Origin of the sequence: Bacillus cereus group sp. MYBK222-1 (genome assembly GCF_051916425.1) — a bacterium.
Classification (GTDB): Bacteria; Bacillota; Bacilli; order Bacillales; family Bacillaceae_G; genus Bacillus_A; species Bacillus_A paranthracis.
Window position 1 is genome coordinate 1 of sequence record NZ_JBQAGP010000008.1, and the last position, 17,417, is coordinate 17,417.

Sequence of the window (17,417 nt, forward strand, 5' to 3'; positions counted from 1 at the left end):
TTGCCAGCATGTGATGCTGAAGCGAATTGGGTAGCTTTCCAAATATCTTGCGCAAATGTATCATCGTTAGATAACCAAGCACGAGCGCTATATATTGTTGCATTAATGGAAAATTCTTGGTCAAGTGAGACGGCTGGTTTCGGTTCTTTTGGTTCTTGCGGTTCATCTGGAAGATGGGCGAGAAGGCCGGCGCACATATATTTCACCTACTTTCAATAGTAACTGTTATAGCATATTAAACATGTTGTTTATAAGGCACGACAGTTACCTATTTAGGCATAGGTTTGTGCACCAAATTTGAAGATGAAATTCTCTTTCTTTACAATGGAAGTAGGTGTTATTTCTGTAAAATATGGAAAACGTAAAGAGTATGTAAAAAAGAAGGAGTGGTAAAGTGAACTATGTCATTATTGGCGGAGATGCAGCTGGTATGAGTGCAGCGATGCAAATTGTTAGAAACGATGAAAATGCAAATGTTGTAACGTTAGAAAAAGGTGAAATTTATTCGTACGCGCAGTGCGGGTTACCATATGTCATTAGTGGTGCTATCGCTTCAACGGAAAAGTTAATCGCGCGTAATGTAAAGACGTTTCGTGATAAATACGGGATTGATGCGAAAGTACGACATGAAGTAACGAAAGTAGATACGGAAAAGAAAATGGTATACGCAGAGCATACGAAGACGAAAGATGTCTTTGAATTTTCGTATGATCGTTTATTAATTGCGACCGGAGTACGTCCTGTTATGCCAGAATGGGAAGGGCGAGATTTACAAGGCGTTCATCTTTTAAAAACAATTCCGGATGCTGAGCGCATATTAAAAACGCTAGAAACGAATAAAGTTGAAGATGTAACCATTATTGGCGGCGGTGCAATTGGGCTGGAAATGGCAGAAACATTCGTCGAACTCGGTAAGAAAGTAAGAATGATTGAGAGAAATGATCATATCGGTACAATTTACGATGCAGATATGGCGGAATATATACATAAAGAAGCAGATAAACATCATATTGAAATTTTAACGAATGAAAATGTAAAAGCGTTTAAAGGGAATGAACGAGTAGAAGCAGTTGAAACGGATAAAGGTACGTATAAAGCGGATCTTGTTCTAGTATCTGTCGGAGTGAAGCCGAATACTGATTTTCTTGAAGGAACGAATATACGTACAAATCATAAAGGGGCAATCGAGGTAAATGCATATATGCAAACGAATGTGCAAGACGTATATGCAGCTGGTGATTGTGCGACACATTATCACGTTATAAAAGAAATTCATGATCATATTCCAATTGGAACAACTGCAAATAAACAAGGGCGACTTGCTGGACTGAATATGCTGGATAAACGAAGAGCTTTTAAAGGAACGTTGGGTACAGGCATTATTAAATTTATGAATTTGACGCTCGCAAGAACAGGCTTAAATGAAAAGGAAGCAAAAGGATTACATATCCCGTATAAAACAGTCAAAGTAGATTCCACAAATATGGCGGGCTATTATCCAAATGCGAAACCACTTTACTTGAAATTACTATACCGTTCTGACACGAAACAATTATTAGGTGGACAAGTAATTGGAGAAGAAGGTGTAGATAAACGGATTGATGTGATCGCAATGGCACTCTTCAATAAAATGAGCATTCACGATTTAGAAGATGTGGACTTAAGTTATGCACCACCATATAACAGCGTTTGGGATCCAATTCAGCAAGCGGCAAGACGAGCGGAATAGCACTTTTTAAGTGCTATTTTTTTCGTTAAAGGGTAATCATCAATTTTGTCGAATGAAGACGATTGGGAAATAGTTACATATAGGGAAGGGGATTATTAAAAATGTTTGTAACACTTCAAACTGTTCAAGAATCAGAAAAAGAAATATTGCGTAATTTATATGCACTATATCTGCATGACCTCTCTAAGTTCACACCCAATATAACAATTGAAGCAAATGGATTTTTTGAATACGAAGATTTACATATGTTTTGGGGAAATGATGGAATCACTCCGTATTTTATTAAAAGTGATAATGAGATTGTAGGATTTTTATTACTACTGGAACGTCCATTTTTGAAGAAGGAAAACGATTTTGGTATAAATGACATTTTCATATTGAATCAATACAAGGGGAAAGGAATCGGTAAACAAGTTATTAAGAATGTACTAAAAGAGAAACGAGGGCAATATTTCGTTATCGAACTTGTGAAAAATGTACCAGCTGTTTCTTTTTGGAAGAAAGTATATAGGGAGCTAAACATCGAATTTGATGAGAAAATACAGTTAATCGACGATGAAGAATGCCTCGTGCAAACGTTTAAAATACAATGAGATTGGTGCTCCTAGTATATTACTTTGAAATTTAACTTTATTTTGAATATACCGTTCACCCTTGAAAACATAGTACGTATCGCTTATATTGTCATATAGTATTTAGTTTTTAAACAAAGCAATGAACGAACCAGGGGGCACAGTATGGCAATTAACATGAAAACAATCGAAGAATGGATTGCTGAATCAAACGCAAGACAGGAAGAAGACTTTGGACACGTTATTGAAGAGATGAAAGAAGTATGCGTTGGACTTGATAACGCGACATTAATTTATACGAAAAACGTATTTTGTTTCGGTAAGAAAGTAGAAGTATTTTTCTTCTTCCAAGACCATGTCGTGATCGGACAAGAAAAAGACGAATATGTTGAAATTGAAAAATTAAAGTATGATGCTATTACACATAGTAACTTAAAAACAAACGATAAAAATACAACGTTAGAATTAAAGTTTGCTAACGGACAATCTATCAATTTAGATAGTTTAAATGATAACTACGGTACGAAAAACTGGTTATTTGCGAGACAAATAAAGAGCATTTTCAAATTAATCTAGTAAAAAAAGCAGACCTCAAAGGGTCTGTTTTTTACTTGGTCCCTATTACACAAAGGCATCCTCTTTCTTCATAACATTTCACGCTTGTAAATCCTGTTTTATAAAATAGGTTTACTAATTCTTCATTCGTTTTGCATTTCTCCATATGATATTGAATTTTGAAAGTTTCAGCCACTAATAAAAAGGATCCTTTCGGTTGCAAGACGCGAAATACTTCTTTTATATCTTGTTCCACATCAGGCCAGAAGTAGTGTGTTTGAAAAGCGGTAATGAGATCGAAGAAGTTTGTATGATAGGGAATAGAAGAAACGCTTGCTTGTTGAACAATGACTTTTTGTTTTTGAACATCTTTTATATTCGTCTGTATCGAATTTTTTACAGCTTGATAGGAGTAATCAATCCCGTATATTTTTCCAAGTGGAGTTCGTTTTGAAAGAGTGTGTATCGTTTTACCGCCGCCACAACCGATATCTAATATAATTGCCTCTTTCTTTATATATACTTTTTGTAATGCCCAATTGGTTAGTCTCGTATGTGCACTGTTCATAATACAAAGCATGGAAGAACCAATTGTCCCCCGAGGATTTTTTGCTTGCTGGATTAATCGTTGTAAAATGCTCAAGTTAAACTCTCCTTTTATGTAAGAATATATACTCACTTCTCTTTTTATTAAGTAAGTCCTTTAAAAAAAGCACGCCGATGAGCGGCGTGCTTCTAAATACGCAAATCCCCTTTTAACCAATTCCGCGCTCGATACGCTCCAACAGGAATTTGAATAAGTGACGTTTCATTCCCAGCATCTATTCCGTACAACTGATCACATGAATTTGTATCAAAACTAAGTAAAGGATGCCCGCCCATCCCTATTGCGGTCGCTGCAAAAACGAGTTTGTGAACGAGTATACCTGCCTCCATTTGATGAATACGGTACCCTCTATAGCCTAATGCATTTGTATAGTAATCTTTCTTTCCGACTACATGTAAGCAAAGTGGTACTTGAAAAAGGTTTACGTTATCCATCGTCATACTAGATTGAAGGGGATAACGAAGGTCCCCATATCGAAGTGATTGTATGGAATGTGTTTTACTGTTATAAGTGTAAGCGCCGTTTTCTATATCTTTTACGTTATAGAAACATCCATATAATGAGACGCGCACATTTTCATTTACATACGTACCATCAATGTCGTTGTAATAAGGGAAGGAGAGGCTCGCTTCTTGTAGTAAAGTAGCGAGCTCGGCTGCATCCCATTTTGTAAAAATAAAGTCAGCATCAGGGGAATACCGTTTTCGGCAAAGTTGTAAGAAATCATAAGATAAACGCTCTACTTTCGGCAGTTGTACAGCGTGCGCATGATGTTGATAGTGCTCTTCATGAGCTAGTGTTTGGAACTGTGCTGTCGATTCGATCATAGAAGCTTCATTTATTTTTGTTATCATCGGATACTCATTTACATGCTTTGAGCGAACGAAATGTTCATGTGCTAAAGGCGGAATTTGTTGTAATAGCTCATGAGAAGTAATTGTTTTATGTTCACGGTAATCATTGTGAAACCAATTAGATTGCGGTTCTGTACTGAAAGGAACGACAGCATACACACTTTCTTCGCCTTCTGACAGTCCGAGTAAATGATTGATTGCACGGTCTAGAAACTGAAAATATACACCATTTGTGTAACCAAATTGTTTGGCACATTCCAGTAATTGGCCGATGAGAACACCGCTATCTAACCCTTGAAGCCGATACGAAAAGTTATTGTATTTAAAGTAGTTTTTCCAAAACATAGTGGATACGAATGCAGCACCAAAACAAGATTGTATGTTACAACGATTGCCGAGTGCTTCTGTAAGGTAAGAATCGAAATTTCCTTCGCGAAGTAAAATAAGTCGGTGATGCGCGGCGTCGTAATGGTAGATGCCGTCTGGATAATCGTCAATTTTTAAATATATATACAATTCATTTGGATACAAAGCGCCGCCGGAAGGGATAGATCTTCGAAATAAAATTTTCTCGCTATTTAGCTGACATAACTGGGTTAAACCAAATGAACACCAAAGGTAATGACCAATCTCTTTCAAAGTAGGTGTAGTAGAAGAGTTAGGTAAAGATAATGGGATTTCTAAAGAGAGAGGGATAATAGGTAAGTTTCGATATAATTTATAAGGAAGCGGTGCATCTTCCCAGTCTATTTCATGATTTGGCATAATTTCTTCTATAGAAAAATGGAGATGATGTAAAAAAGTATCCAGCTGCATAGAATCCCTCCTTTACTATGGAAACGGATGCGGATGTGGATTTAATTGTTCATTCATTAAAGGCTCAGCGGTATATCCAAGCGTCATCGGTACAGTATACACTCTATCCAGTCCTGTAATCCGAGTGAGATGGTGACCGAACGTCATCGGTAGCATGCCTGGAATAATGACTTTTACACAATGCAATCCGTTTTTTTCTATAAGAGGCACTGTTTGATCTACAACGATTACTTCAAGTCCGGTTTGCCCTAGACGGTTTAAAAGTTGATGAAGATCGGATGTTAAATCGAGATCAAATGATTGTAATCTGTTCATTTCTTGGAACGATTGCACCGGAGCATCGTCACGTAAAAGGAAGTGAAGACGTTCTTCTGCTTCTTTCAATCCGTACAGCATACTATGGTCTTCCATTTTATTTACGAGATAAGGGTCTTGTAAGCAATTTTCGTAGTGCTCTCTTTTTTGTTCGAGTTCATCGTCTGTTATAAGTAACATACCTGCTATTTCGTGAATGGCACTCTTTAAAGCGCGGATTGGGTCCAAATGAGAGCCTCCAGCACAAACAACGTTCATTCCATTTTCACGCGTATTTTTCGCGATTACCCATAAGCTTGGGATGCCGTGTTCCATCGTTGCGTTAAAAGCATGCAATTCATAACCGGTAATCGTGTACAGCCGCTGAATCATTAATTGTAATTCCGTATCATTTGCTGAACTAAGATCAAGGCGGGGAAGAGGTAATTCGGCATACCAAGTGAGCAAAAAGGCGTCACGCTCTACAACTTCTAAAATACCGTAAAAAATTGCTTCTTCTAAACTACCACCAATGGCACATCCATTTGATGTTTCATATACGTAAGCATCTCGATGACCGAGGCTATAATAAGCGATTGATTCAGGAACTAAAATTGGACGGTTTTGTGACAATGAATATCCCCATACCCAGTTTTGTTCATAGTCAGGGTCAAACGGTTTAAATGGAAAACCATCACGATTATAGTGTTCATTTGTATGTACACCGAGCGTAAGGGGATTTAGTGCATGATCCTCTACATCATGAAAACTAGCATGCACATTTGTCTTTTTCCCTCGAGGTGACATACCACAATATCGCTCTAAACCTTCTAAAATAGCAGTTGCTTCACTTATTGCAAATGAAAGAGTTCGGCCTGCAACCCCTTCATTTCCAAACATTAATGGCATGTTTATAATAACGTCAGCAAATGGTAATAAAGAATGCTGCATTTTTCCGTTCAACATACCGACTCGGTAATCTAAATAGTCCTTCGTTAAAAATGTGTTTAGTTCATGAATGGAACGACAGCGATATGTTGCATCACTTGTTTTTAAGCTCGGTTGTAATGAAATCGCTGCTGCATCTGCCGTGTCATCAGGCAAATTACTACATACAGGACAGAGCGGATCTGGAAGAAAAGAATGCCGCGTACATTGCAGTGTTTGTAAGTTTAGTAAAATGAGTTCATTTTCTAAAGAAGAATGAGTATGAGTTAATATTTTCTCTGTTTCTGCGCAAATAAGATGGCACATTTGCAGAATGCCATTTTGGGTGGCACGTACATCACGCCTTGTTACGTTTTCTTCTTTTACCGCATATTTTCGTTGTAGCTCCCACATCTCTTTTTGATCAAATCCAGCGATAAAGCGTCGTCCATCGGCACAATGAGTACATCCTGCTGCAAGAGGATGAATATAAGGACCGATAATACCTTCACCAAATGAAGTAAAACCACGTAGCCACGGAATATGATTTGAACGGAAAATTAGCTCAGCGTCATGATGAATAGTAGAAGGAGAGCCGTCGTGTAATACGAGAGCGAGATCGATATTTTCAGGGAGTTCGTCTGCAATTGTATGTTGGCGAACGATGGAATATTGTTTGCATAATCGATCATGTACATAGTCTGCAAGAATGCCATCCCCTATAAGTAATATATTTTGAGTCATAGACCGTCCTCCTTTGCAATTAATACCCCGTACACACCATCTAAGTTTTCTTTCAAAAATGATTCAATCGCTAAATCAAACACGAATGGATAAAAATGATGTTCTTCTAAATGTTGCAGGGCAAGCTGTACAGATTGCGTACTTGGAATTTCTTCTTCTGCTTGTATTTCTAACCTAAAAGAATCCGTGTCATATAAAATAATAGAGGATTCCGGCAAGATATTAGCTCTGTAAGGAGTTTCTTCATTTTGAATATGAAGAAGCGATAGTTGTAGTGCGTTTCGTAACGCTAACGTCATATTAATATTAGATGCACCATACCATCGATCATGTATACCAACCCAAACGACTGGAAAGCTGAGAATCTCTTCACCCATTGCGATTTTAGGTGTTTCATGAATGGTAGCGAGGGCATCGTAATAAAATCTACAATGTTTATCATAAATGTCCGTTAAGTCGACCGTCGTAATTTCTTCTAGCATATGTGCTTGTCGTTCATACAATTTGTGATTTAAATGTTGTTGTAGTGCCCGGTATACACCCTCTGTCATCGTTTCTCCAGCGCCAATACCGATATCGTTATGTTCAGGGATAAGGCGGTGCATAATTTCTGTTACATAGGTTTCAATTCCTGTTAAACCAGCTTCTCGGCGCGCTTCGTTATGAGTCAAACCAGCGCAAGTCATAAGAGGAAGGAGGGAAGTTGGACCATCTGATAGCGGTGTAGCTACTTGAATATTGCATTGTGATAATGGTAATTGATATAAATCTTGTTCATCCCATACATGGAATATACCAGTTTCTTTAGAAGTTAATGAATCGAAAAAACGGAATAAATCAGTTGAGGTATGTTGGTTAGACCGATGCTCAAGTTGTTCAGAAAGGTTTTCTATCGTATCAATTGTAAAACTTTCATCAGTGGCGAGAGGATGTTTTATAAAAGGATGCCATGCTCCTTCGAGTGTTTCATAATTTAATAAAAAGAATTGAGGTTCTTTTTCTCGGTAAGAATCATTAGCAACGTGCTTAAATAATTCAAAAACGATTATATTTGCTAGCATTGCAGATGTAATAGGAGAGAAGGCGGCTGATGAATTTTCATTTTGTAAAGTTGTTTCATGTAGCCGATGCCATGCGGATTCCCAGCATTCTTCACGATTAGCCATTACGACAGGACCAGCTATACCAAGTGTTGATAAACAAACGGCTGGTATGAAGTTCTTTCCTACTTCCTTGCAAATCGTGTGAGCTGCTCTTAGTCCTTCGATATCTCCATTTTGCGAAACGTATAAAATCCAGTCGAAAGGCTCGAACACTTCATGCAGGGGACGATCAATTGTTGTATCTATTTCTTGAACAAGTACAGCATCATCTACTTCATGCGCAAGTTCTACTAGCTCGTGAATACGGTCGTAATTCGTTTCTTCATAATCTGTCACAAGGTAATGAAAGGTAGGTAATCCGGATTCTAATAAAGAAGAAACTAAGGAAGTAAGCATATCTCCAGAGCCGATTATAAGTACATTTGCATTGCGGTACGTTTCGAATTTTAAAGCGCCTGAATGAGAATCTGCTTCTAGAAATTCAATTTGCGAAGCATATCTATCAAGTAATGCACTGTTTAATTCATGAGGTGCATCTTGACTTACATCACGGACAAACCCATTTGTATATAAAATCTCTCCAATTTCAAATACACGATTTTGATAGGGGAGAGGGAGACCATCCGTTATTTCTGCTAAAGAATAATTACCATTAAACATTGGCATTAATTTTTCAATCCAGTTATAAATTCCGTCACCGTCCATACGAAATGAACTGGCGTTATTTCGAAAATAGACACCCCCGTTTGAGTCGGGGAGGAAGAAAGTATCTTTATTTGCTTTTAGTTTTGCATGTGCTGGAAGGTTACTCATTTTAATCCTCCTTACTTTTTAGGCATACATTATTACCTTATGTCATGCGATTTGTCCCGTATGAATGCAATAAAAAAAGCTGTAGAATGATATATTCTACAGCTTGTAATAGATTATAAATCTATCAACCTTCTAATAATAATGATTTTGGATCTTCAAGCATATCTTTAACAGCAACAAGGAAGCTAACTGCTTCTTTACCATCAACAATACGGTGATCGTAAGATAAAGCGATGTACATCATTGGGCGGTTTTCCATACGTTCGTTATCGATTGCAACTGGACGTACTTGGATTTTGTGCATTCCTAAAATACCAACTTGTGGGCTGTTTAGGATCGGTGTTGACATTAGAGAACCGAACACACCACCGTTTGTAATTGTAAATGTACCACCTTGTAGTTCTTTTAGTGAAAGTTTGTTATCACGTGCTTTTTTACCTAATTCACGAATTTCGCTTTCGATTTCAGCGAAGTTTAATTGGTTCGCATCGCGTACAACTGGAACAACTAATCCATCTGGAGCTGCTACTGCAATACCGATATCATAGAATTTTTTAATGATAAGCTCGTCGCCTTGAATTTCAGCATTTAATAATGGGAATTGTTTTAATGCTGCAACAACTGCTTTTGTGAAGAATGACATGAAACCAAGACGTACATCATGTTTTTTCTCGAAAGCATCTTTACGCTCTTTACGTAATTCCATGATTGCAGTCATATCAACTTCGTTAAATGTTGTTAACATTGCAGATGTTTGTTGAACTTCTACAAGACGTTTTGCAATTGTTTGACGGCGGCGGGACATTTTCACGCGCTCAACTGGTTTTTCGAATTCAGTTTTTGCAACTGGAGCAGGAGCTGGACTTTTTGGAGCAGCTGGTGCTTCTTTTGGTGCTACAGCATGAGCTTGTACATCGTGTGGTCTCACACGTCCAAGTGGATCTGTGCTACGTACGTCGTTTAAGTCGATTCCTAATTCACGAGCCATTTTTCTAGCAGCTGGTGATGCGATAGGACGGTTTGTATTTGGTAAACCTTGTAGAGTTGCAGTTTGTTCAGCACTTGGTGCCGCAGCTTTTGGTGCTTCAGTTGTTTCTTGTTTTGGTTGCTCAGCTAACGGTGCAGGTGTACTTACTGCAACTGGTGCTCCGTTTGCATCTAAAATTGCGATAGTTGCGCCAACTTCAACTGTATCCCCAGGTTCGCCTAGTAACTTCGATACAATACCTGAATCTTCTGCAATGATTTCTACATTGACTTTATCAGTTTCAAGCTCAACAACGCTGCCACCTTTCTCAACTTTGTCGCCTACGTTGATAAGCCATTGTGAGATAGTTCCTTCAGTAATAGATTCTGCAAGCTCAGGTACTTTAATTTCGATCATTTTAAATGTCCTCCCCTTATTTGCCTAACGGTGTGTTTTTTCTTCTTTTGTCTTCGGTAATCTCCATTTGTTAGCCTGACCTTGGGCGGAATATCTGCCCAAGGAACAAGCTAGAAATCTTCATTGTTACTTTTTAGTTGCTGAAAACTTCAATTTCTAGTTTATCTTGACGGAAGTTATACTTCACGTCTAAAGCGTGTGAAACAATTAGTTCTTGCTCAGCTTTGTGAGCGAATGGATCGCCGCCAGATGGGCTAGAGCGATCTGGGCGTCCAATATAACCTGTTTTCACTTTATCTCCAGCTAGTTCGAACAGAATTGGAGCCATGTAATGCCATGCGCCCATATTACGAGGCTCTTCTTGAACCCAAATAATTTCTTCTAAGTTTTTAAAGCGTTTAATAATAGATTGAACTTTCTCAGCAGGGAATGGGTACAACTGTTCAATACGAACGATATGAATTTCATCTAAGTTGTACTCATGCTTACCAGACTCGATTTCTGCTGCTAAGTCAATCGCCATTTTACCTGTACTTAAAACAAGACGTTTTACTTTGTTTGGTTTCATGCCAAGGTTTTCTTGTTCTAAAGCAGGTTGGAAACGTCCTTCGCTTAACTGACTAGCAGTTGAAAGCGTAAGTGGGTGACGTAATAAACTTTTCGGCGTCATCAATACTAATGGTCGAACAGCTTCTGTTCCTAAGATAGATGCTTGACGACGCAGGATATGGAAATATTGTGCCGCGCTCGTTAAGTTTGCAACTGTCCAGTTGTTCTCAGCAGCTAACTGTAAGAAACGTTCAGGACGCGCACTAGAGTGCTCTGGCCCTTGACCTTCATAACCGTGTGGTAATAGAAGAACTAAACCAGATTTTTGACCCCATTTTGCTCTTCCAGCTGAAACATATTGATCAAATAATGCTTGCGCAGTATTTGAGAAGTCACCATATTGCGCTTCCCACATAACAAGCGTTTCTGGAGCGAATACGTTATAACCATACTCGTAACCAACAACAGCAGCTTCTGATAACGGACTGTTATGAACAGAGAATGAAGCGTTGATGTTTGGTAAGCGATGTAATGGTGAATATGTTTCATTTGTATCCGTATCGTGTAATACGATGTGACGATGCGCGAATGTACCACGCTGTGAATCTTGACCAGTTAAACGAATTGGTGTACCTTCTTGTAAAATAGAAGCGAATGCTAATGATTCAGCAAGTGCCCATTCAATTTTACCGTTCTCTTCAAGAGCGTCTTTACGGCGCTCAAGAATTTTCTTCACTTTCGGATATACGTTAAAGCCTTCTGGCCAAGATAGCAGACCTTCATTAATTGCACGAAGTGAATCAAGCTCAACACCAGTATCAATTGACTGAATGCCCTTTGCAACGACATCTGGCACTTTAACGTGAATTGTTGCATCGCTCGTATCGGCTGGCGGTACTTGTGCATAGTCAGATTTTAATTGCTCTTGCGTAAACTGTGTAATTGTTTCAATTTCATCTGCATTTAGAACACCAGCAGCTTGTAATTGATCTGCATAAATTGCTCTTACCGTTGGGTGATTTTTAATCTTTTTGTACACTTGTGGTTGTGTAACTGCTGGATCATCCATTTCGTTATGACCGTAGCGGCGGTAACCAATTAAATCGATTAAGAAATCTTTTTTGAACAACATGCGATATTGAATCGCAAGATTAGCAGCAGCAAGACAAGCTTCCGGATCATCAGCATTGACGTGAACAATCGGAATATCGAAACCTTTTGCAAGGTCACTTGAATATTTCGTAGAACGAGAATCATAGCTATCAGTCGTAAAACCAACTGCATTGTTTGCGATAACATGAATTGTTCCGCCTGTTTGATATGCATTCAATCTGCTTAAGTTGAGTGTCTCAGATACAATACCTTGACCAGGGAATGCAGCATCACCGTGAACTAAAATTACGAATGATTTTGAAGTATCTTGTTCTGGAAGACCAGATTTTTTACGATTTTCTTGAGCCGCACGTGCGAAACCTTCTACAACAGGATTCACGAACTCAAGGTGACTTGGGTTATTTGCTAATGTAACGCGAGTACTAACTTCTTCGTTACTAACGACTTGTTCTCTACCTAAATGGTATTTTACGTCGCCAGTCCAACCAGAGTTTGCTACTGCGCCTTCTATTTTTGCATGTTTGAACTCAGCAAACATGTGACTATATGGTTTTTCTAATACGTGTGCAAGTACGCTTAGGCGACCGCGGTGAGCCATACCAATCATGACATCTTCTACGCCGTTTTTAGCACCTTCTAGCACAATTTCATCTAGAACGGGTACAAGCATATCAACGCCCTCGATAGAGAAACGCTTTTGCCCAACGAATGTTTTATGCAAGAATTGCTCGAAACCTTCAACAGCTGTTAAACGTTTTAAAAGAGCAGTTCGTTTTTGATTTGATAGTGGTTGACGCAATGAATTTGATTCCACCATTTGATGCAACCACGCGCGTTCTTCACTATCTTGTATATGAGAAAATTCATAAGCTAAAGTTTGTGTATACACTTCTTTTAATCTATGAATTACATCAAGTGCAGTGTGAATACCTTCTGGTGCATCTTGCCATACTGTTTTTGCTGGAATCGCTTTCAAATCAGCGTCGCTCAGTTCGTTCATTGCTTTCTCAAGAAGAGATTGTCCATTTGCAGCATCTTCCATCGGATTGATGTGAGCCAACGTATGCCCGAAAGAACGAATCTGTTCAACAAGCTGAACGACTTTAAGAATTTTTTCAATGTTCCCTGTGTTTTGAGGAGAAAAATGTGTTGCTGTGTTGTCCCCTGTTACGACATCATCTTGAAACGAAGGAGCTCCAAAAATTTCAAAAAGCTCTTGTAATTCCGGATCAACAGAACCTGCTCCAGTTACGTAAAGATCATACTGTTCAATAACATAACCAAGGTTCGGACCGTGGAACTTGGCCCAAGGGTTTGTCGTTGTATTCTTCCTCGTCATTTGTTTAAACCTCCCAATGCATATAATCCTTTTTCCATACAAAAAGGTGCATTTTGCTCTTTTCAATAATTGATGAACCAATAATCAATGTAAATGTTTTTCTTTACTCTTATGTTATTACAATAATTTACATAATACCAAACACTATTACTTATCTGTTTTGTAAAAAAACATTCACAATAACTTATCACCCAAGTTAATCTTTCATGTTATAAAGTAATTTTACAGAAAAATAGGGTGGATATATTTGGTATACCTATACGAATAACTAAAATTGTTGCATGTAAATATAAGTATAATAGTTAGAATGTTTCGATAAAAATAAGTTCGAATTATGTATATTGAAATAATAAGCGCTTTCATTGATATTATACAACAATATAACGGAATATAGTATAAAAAATAAAAAATTATGAATTTAGCGTAAACTTTATTTAGATAGTGTTAAATATTGAAAGGAAAGTGAAGGATTTCTACAAAAAAAGTTGCTAAACATAAAAAATGCTTTATAAACAGTTAGTTTCTATAAATATGACGAAAAACACCGTAAAACCAATAACACATTTCGCCGAATAAAGGGATAAATGAAATATTTTAAAAGGATAAAACAAATATGGAGATATTAAATTTTAAAAAAAGAGAGGAGGAGATATAGTAACTGTTAGTTACAGTGTTCCGTATTTTGTTTCAAAATAGACGTGCTGAAATTAAAAAAGTTTCTTCTATATAAATAGAACGAAAAATAAACAAAATGGATGTAAAGGAAACTTGACGTAAAGTTTCCTTTACGTATATACTCGTTATAAGGAAGGAGGGAGAAATTTCCTTGGAAAATAAAATGGTCGAATACCGAAAAAAATTTGGACTATCTCAAGAAAAATTGGCTGAGAAACTTGGCGTTTCCAGACAAACCATCATTTCAATTGAAAAGGGAAAATACGATCCGTCACTTCCGTTAGCATTTGAAATCGCGAAAACATTTCAGACAACGATAGAACATGTATTTATTTATGAAGGAAAAGAAGAGGAGGAATAAAGATGAACTATTCACAAAAGTACTTCGTTATTATGGGAATTATTTTTCTATTCATGAGTGGATTTATGATATTAACAGGTATAATGACGCATTCCGCACCGCCAGAAGCAACTTATCCATTACTTGGTATGATGATTATGTGTTTTTGCTTAAGTTATTTACACCCACAATTTAAAGAAAAAGATGAGCGAATGAAACTTATTCGTTATAAAGGAATGTTCTTCAGCTTTTTTGCATTAACAGCGTATTATCTTCTTTTCTCTATCGGCTTAAACTTAAAAATACTTACACTATCTGCTACTGAACTATTGAATATACTTATGGCACTTACGATGAGTACCGTCTTTATCTCATTTGTTGTTTTGGCAAAAAGATATTAAGATGGAAGTGAGAAAGGAAGATTAACATATGCAAATGATGTATGCTTTTGGCATTGGGCTTGTATTATTTTTAGCCGTATTCTTATTTATTCGGAAAGACGTGCAAGGCGGGACGTTAACGAAAAGAGGCTTTTATAAAATGATCGGCTGTTTAGTTGTTATGTTTATAGCGATTATCGTAATGATCGTTTTAATAAATCGGTCACTATAGAATATAAAAATGGAACCTTACATCAGTAAGGTTTTTCTTTTTTGTATAAAATCGGAAAATTCCCACGATATCCATTTACTGCATATAATGGATATTATATAATTTAATAAAATGATAGATAGGGAGAATAGTATATGAATAAAAAAACTATCTTCTTTTTATTAATATGTCTATTACTTGTAGCTAGTACTACTTATATAATATGTAACAAACGAGAACAAGTGCCACCTATGTTAGTATGGGAGGGGCAAGAATATTATGTTACGAATGAACCTGCCAAAGCAGAAGAAGTCGGGCAAAGGCTAGGAGAAGTAACAAAGAAAATTGAAACAAGTGAAAAACCTATTAAAAATAGTGAATCCAACATAGTACAGGAAAAAACAGAAGTATTCACAATGATAGAAGAAGAAAAAGGTCCCCACTCACCTTTAATCATAAAGGAGCCTGATGGTGAAGAATATAGAATTGTGAGGCCAATATTAAAAGTACTATAAAGTGAAAAGGAGATTCCTATGCAGACAGTAACTTCATATCCATGGTCGTTAAGAAAAATGTTTGTTTTTTTCCTTTGTTTTATCCTTCCTCCTATCGGTGCGATTTACATTGTAATGAATAGAGGGGCGCTACAAAAAAGAGACTTCATTTTATATGTATTATTTGCTGCTATTAATATATCACTTTGGTTGTCGCTTATGATCTTTGATCGGAGTATGTGGATGGTAGTAGGGCATTATGTGCTTGGGGCAATTGTGATTGTTTTTTCAAATATAAATAAGAGATAACCTAGCAATTTTAAAGTTGCTGGGTTTTATTTTGCTATTTATAATGAAGAAACAAATTTTTAATAGAGAGTAGTGAGCGTTATGAGATGGAAAGAGGGAACGTTTGAGGAAATTGAAACGAATGACTCATCTATTGAGAAACTCATACATACATTCAAGGAACAAAACGTAAATGGCGGAGCGGTTATAAGCTGTTTTAAAGTACATAACGAAAATCTTTTCAAAGAAATACCACATTTGAAAGATGGATACGATCACTTCTTTAGAAGAATCTTCAACTCTTTAGATATAATGCATAACTTAGAAGAGTTAAAAATACATACGTCAGAAAAATATAAGTTTCAATTTCAATATAGAAGCGCAGTAATGCTTGATGGGAGTATTGCATTTCAAATCATAAGAGGAGGAGCATATAAGTGCTTTCCGGATAGAATGGTAATGGCGAAGCAATTAGCGAGCGATGTATGTCAATGCATGTTCCAAGATCGTTATGAGGATATTATAGTGTTCGAAAGTCATGCTCCTTGGACAGATTGGTTTTATGATGTTGCGTGGGATGTTACTTGGATGGTGTTAGATAGTAAGGAGTGTAAAATGTGGCTCATTTGTGCTACGGATACGGATTGATAGAAGAGGGGCCTTGTAGGAAAGCTGCAAGGCCCTTAATATTTTGGGAATGAATAGAAAATAAATCATATAAATGCTATACTAAAAAATGTTTGTAATGTCAGTTTCATACTATTATATAATGCTGACTTACTAGAAAAGATAAGAGGAGAATGAGCGTGCAAAAGATAAAGAAACTATTACTGTTAATGATGATAGTAGGATTAACAGTAGGTGTTTTAGCAGGGTGTGCAAATCCGAAAGATACGACAGAAGAATTTTTAACAGCGATACAAAAAGGTGATATAGAAAAGGGTCGTACATTTGTTGAGAGTGACAAGGAATTTAACAAACTAAATGAAAAAACAGATGATGCTGAGGCAAAAGCAATGCTAAGTGCAATTACAAAAAACTTTAAATTTGAAAAGTTAGAAGAAGTATCGAAAAAGGATGACAAAGCAGAAGTGCAAGTGGAAATTACATCTGCTGATCTATCCGTTGCTGTAACAAAAGCAGTGGGAGAAGTTATGCCAATGGCCTTTGCTAGCGCATTTAGCGAAGACAAAGAACAATCTGAAAAAGCAATCGAAAAAACAATGACATCAACTATCGTCAAAAACTTAGCGGATAAAGATGCAGCAATGGCAACTCGCAAAGTTACATTGAACTTAAAGAAAAACAAAGATGGCGACTATAAAATCGTTGCAGATGATAACTTGAAAGAAGTATTGTTTGCTAATGCGAAGTCTTTGGAGAAGATGTTTGGTGGGAAGTGATTGACTTACATAAAAAGAGAAACCATATCACGTAGAAGGTTGATATGGTTTCTTTTTTTATGACCCCGGAGAGGCTCGAACTCACGACCTCCACCCTGTCAAGGTGGCGCTCTCCCTGCTGAGCTACGGGATCTTCAAAAATACTTATGTAATAGCATCTTTACTCATTATGTTAAAGCAATTATATATAATTAACTGAAAATTTACAATATTTTTATAGTAATCTT

General features: G+C 37.1%; 16 protein-coding genes, 1 tRNA gene and 1 pseudogene. 10 read left to right on the top strand and 8 right to left on the bottom strand.

Features of this window, described 5'->3' with window-relative positions; genetic code table 11:
- Positions 1 to 197 (bottom strand): annotated as a pseudogene (locus tag ACTFR9_RS23585) (hypothetical protein); the annotation flags it as partial.
- 197 nt (positions 198 to 394) lie between these two features.
- On the opposite strand from ACTFR9_RS23585, the gene ACTFR9_RS23590 reads away from it, so the two are divergent.
- The 3 genes from ACTFR9_RS23590 (at position 395) to ACTFR9_RS23600 (ending at position 2,877) form a co-directional block, all read left to right on the top strand.
- On the top strand, positions 395 to 1,729 hold the full coding sequence (locus tag ACTFR9_RS23590; RefSeq protein ID WP_001110224.1) for an FAD-dependent oxidoreductase: 1,335 nt from the start codon (positions 395 to 397) through the stop codon (positions 1,727 to 1,729).
- Positions 1,730 to 1,830: 101 nt separating this feature from the next.
- A complete protein-coding gene (locus ACTFR9_RS23595) occupies positions 1,831 to 2,322 on the top strand; it encodes a GNAT family N-acetyltransferase (RefSeq protein ID WP_000498238.1) in 492 nt (163 codons plus the stop codon).
- Between the two features lie 144 nt (positions 2,323 to 2,466).
- Positions 2,467 to 2,877 (top strand): DUF3908 family protein, encoded by a 411-nt coding sequence (locus ACTFR9_RS23600; protein WP_000996789.1) that lies wholly within the window; start codon positions 2,467 to 2,469, stop codon positions 2,875 to 2,877.
- A 31-nt stretch (positions 2,878 to 2,908) separates the two neighbouring features.
- Here the strand turns inward: ACTFR9_RS23600 and ACTFR9_RS23605 are convergent, their stop codons facing one another.
- From ACTFR9_RS23605 to odhA, 6 genes are all read right to left on the bottom strand, one after another.
- Positions 2,909 to 3,499 (bottom strand): class I SAM-dependent methyltransferase, encoded by a 591-nt coding sequence (locus ACTFR9_RS23605; RefSeq protein WP_000025740.1) that lies wholly within the window; start codon positions 3,497 to 3,499, stop codon positions 2,909 to 2,911.
- Positions 3,500 to 3,591: 92 nt separating this feature from the next.
- Positions 3,592 to 5,133: a SagB family peptide dehydrogenase gene (locus tag ACTFR9_RS23610; RefSeq protein WP_229136477.1), complete on the bottom strand. Its 1,542-nt coding sequence runs from the start codon at positions 5,131 to 5,133 to the stop codon at positions 3,592 to 3,594.
- Positions 5,134 to 5,148: 15 nt separating this feature from the next.
- The gene (locus ACTFR9_RS23615) at positions 5,149 to 7,098 is read right to left on the bottom strand and encodes a TOMM precursor leader peptide-binding protein (protein WP_440049028.1); all 1,950 of its coding nucleotides are present in this window, start codon (positions 7,096 to 7,098) and stop codon (positions 5,149 to 5,151) included.
- A complete protein-coding gene (locus tag ACTFR9_RS23620; protein WP_061185267.1) occupies positions 7,095 to 9,014 on the bottom strand; it encodes a putative thiazole-containing bacteriocin maturation protein in 1,920 nt (639 codons plus the stop codon). Before ACTFR9_RS23620 ends, ACTFR9_RS23615 begins: the two co-directional genes overlap by 4 nt.
- A 124-nt stretch (positions 9,015 to 9,138) precedes the next feature.
- Positions 9,139 to 10,398, bottom strand: coding sequence for a 2-oxoglutarate dehydrogenase complex dihydrolipoyllysine-residue succinyltransferase (gene odhB, locus ACTFR9_RS23625; RefSeq protein ID WP_229136480.1), 1,260 nt, complete (start codon positions 10,396 to 10,398; stop codon positions 9,139 to 9,141).
- A gap of 133 nt (positions 10,399 to 10,531) precedes the next feature.
- Positions 10,532 to 13,399: a 2-oxoglutarate dehydrogenase E1 component gene (gene odhA / locus ACTFR9_RS23630; RefSeq protein WP_000197153.1), complete on the bottom strand. Its 2,868-nt coding sequence runs from the start codon at positions 13,397 to 13,399 to the stop codon at positions 10,532 to 10,534.
- 826 nt (positions 13,400 to 14,225) lie between these two features.
- Between odhA and ACTFR9_RS23635 the strand changes: the two genes are divergently transcribed.
- The 7 genes from ACTFR9_RS23635 (at position 14,226) to ACTFR9_RS23665 (ending at position 17,190) form a co-directional block, all read left to right on the top strand.
- A complete protein-coding gene (locus ACTFR9_RS23635) occupies positions 14,226 to 14,435 on the top strand; it encodes a helix-turn-helix transcriptional regulator (RefSeq protein WP_002202726.1) in 210 nt (69 codons plus the stop codon).
- A gap of 2 nt (positions 14,436 to 14,437) precedes the next feature.
- Positions 14,438 to 14,815, top strand: a complete 378-nt coding sequence (locus tag ACTFR9_RS23640) for a hypothetical protein (RefSeq protein WP_001109908.1) — start codon at positions 14,438 to 14,440, stop codon at positions 14,813 to 14,815.
- 28 nt (positions 14,816 to 14,843) lie between these two features.
- Positions 14,844 to 15,026, top strand: a complete 183-nt coding sequence (locus tag ACTFR9_RS23645) for a DUF3976 domain-containing protein (RefSeq protein ID WP_001178301.1) — start codon at positions 14,844 to 14,846, stop codon at positions 15,024 to 15,026.
- Positions 15,027 to 15,160: 134 nt separating this feature from the next.
- Positions 15,161 to 15,520: a hypothetical protein gene (locus ACTFR9_RS23650; RefSeq protein ID WP_086707397.1), complete on the top strand. Its 360-nt coding sequence runs from the start codon at positions 15,161 to 15,163 to the stop codon at positions 15,518 to 15,520.
- An 18-nt stretch (positions 15,521 to 15,538) separates the two neighbouring features.
- On the top strand, positions 15,539 to 15,808 hold the full coding sequence (locus ACTFR9_RS23655; RefSeq protein WP_001195382.1) for a hypothetical protein: 270 nt from the start codon (positions 15,539 to 15,541) through the stop codon (positions 15,806 to 15,808).
- Between the two features lie 81 nt (positions 15,809 to 15,889).
- Entirely contained in the window at positions 15,890 to 16,435 is a 546-nt protein-coding gene (locus tag ACTFR9_RS23660; RefSeq protein WP_229136481.1) for a hypothetical protein, read from the top strand.
- A gap of 158 nt (positions 16,436 to 16,593) precedes the next feature.
- Positions 16,594 to 17,190: a DUF5105 domain-containing protein gene (locus ACTFR9_RS23665; protein WP_229136482.1), complete on the top strand. Its 597-nt coding sequence runs from the start codon at positions 16,594 to 16,596 to the stop codon at positions 17,188 to 17,190.
- Between the two features lie 60 nt (positions 17,191 to 17,250).
- On the opposite strand, the gene ACTFR9_RS23670 is transcribed toward ACTFR9_RS23665, so the two are convergent.
- Positions 17,251 to 17,323: transfer RNA gene (locus tag ACTFR9_RS23670), tRNA-Val, on the bottom strand.
- Positions 17,324 to 17,417 lie beyond the last annotated feature (94 nt).

Bases quoted from the DNA above. Each gene is read 5' to 3' on its own strand.
- ACTFR9_RS23655 (WP_001195382.1), top strand. From the start codon at position 15,539: ATGCAGACAGTAACTTCATATCCATGGTCGTTAAGAAAAATGTTTGTT.
- ACTFR9_RS23610 (WP_229136477.1), bottom strand. From the start codon at position 5,133: ATGCAGCTGGATACTTTTTTACATCATCTCCATTTTTCTATAGAAGAA.
- ACTFR9_RS23645 (WP_001178301.1), top strand. From the start codon at position 14,844: ATGCAAATGATGTATGCTTTTGGCATTGGGCTTGTATTATTTTTAGCC.
- ACTFR9_RS23660 (WP_229136481.1), top strand. From the start codon at position 15,890: ATGAGATGGAAAGAGGGAACGTTTGAGGAAATTGAAACGAATGACTCA.
- odhA (WP_000197153.1), bottom strand. From the start codon at position 13,399: ATGACGAGGAAGAATACAACGACAAACCCTTGGGCCAAGTTCCACGGT.
- ACTFR9_RS23650 (WP_086707397.1), top strand. From the start codon at position 15,161: ATGAATAAAAAAACTATCTTCTTTTTATTAATATGTCTATTACTTGTA.
- ACTFR9_RS23640 (WP_001109908.1), top strand. From the start codon at position 14,438: ATGAACTATTCACAAAAGTACTTCGTTATTATGGGAATTATTTTTCTA.
- ACTFR9_RS23600 (WP_000996789.1), top strand. From the start codon at position 2,467: ATGGCAATTAACATGAAAACAATCGAAGAATGGATTGCTGAATCAAAC.
- odhB (WP_229136480.1), bottom strand. From the start codon at position 10,398: ATGATCGAAATTAAAGTACCTGAGCTTGCAGAATCTATTACTGAAGGA.
- ACTFR9_RS23595 (WP_000498238.1), top strand. From the start codon at position 1,831: ATGTTTGTAACACTTCAAACTGTTCAAGAATCAGAAAAAGAAATATTG.
- ACTFR9_RS23620 (WP_061185267.1), bottom strand. From the start codon at position 9,014: ATGAGTAACCTTCCAGCACATGCAAAACTAAAAGCAAATAAAGATACT.
- ACTFR9_RS23615 (WP_440049028.1), bottom strand. From the start codon at position 7,098: ATGACTCAAAATATATTACTTATAGGGGATGGCATTCTTGCAGACTAT.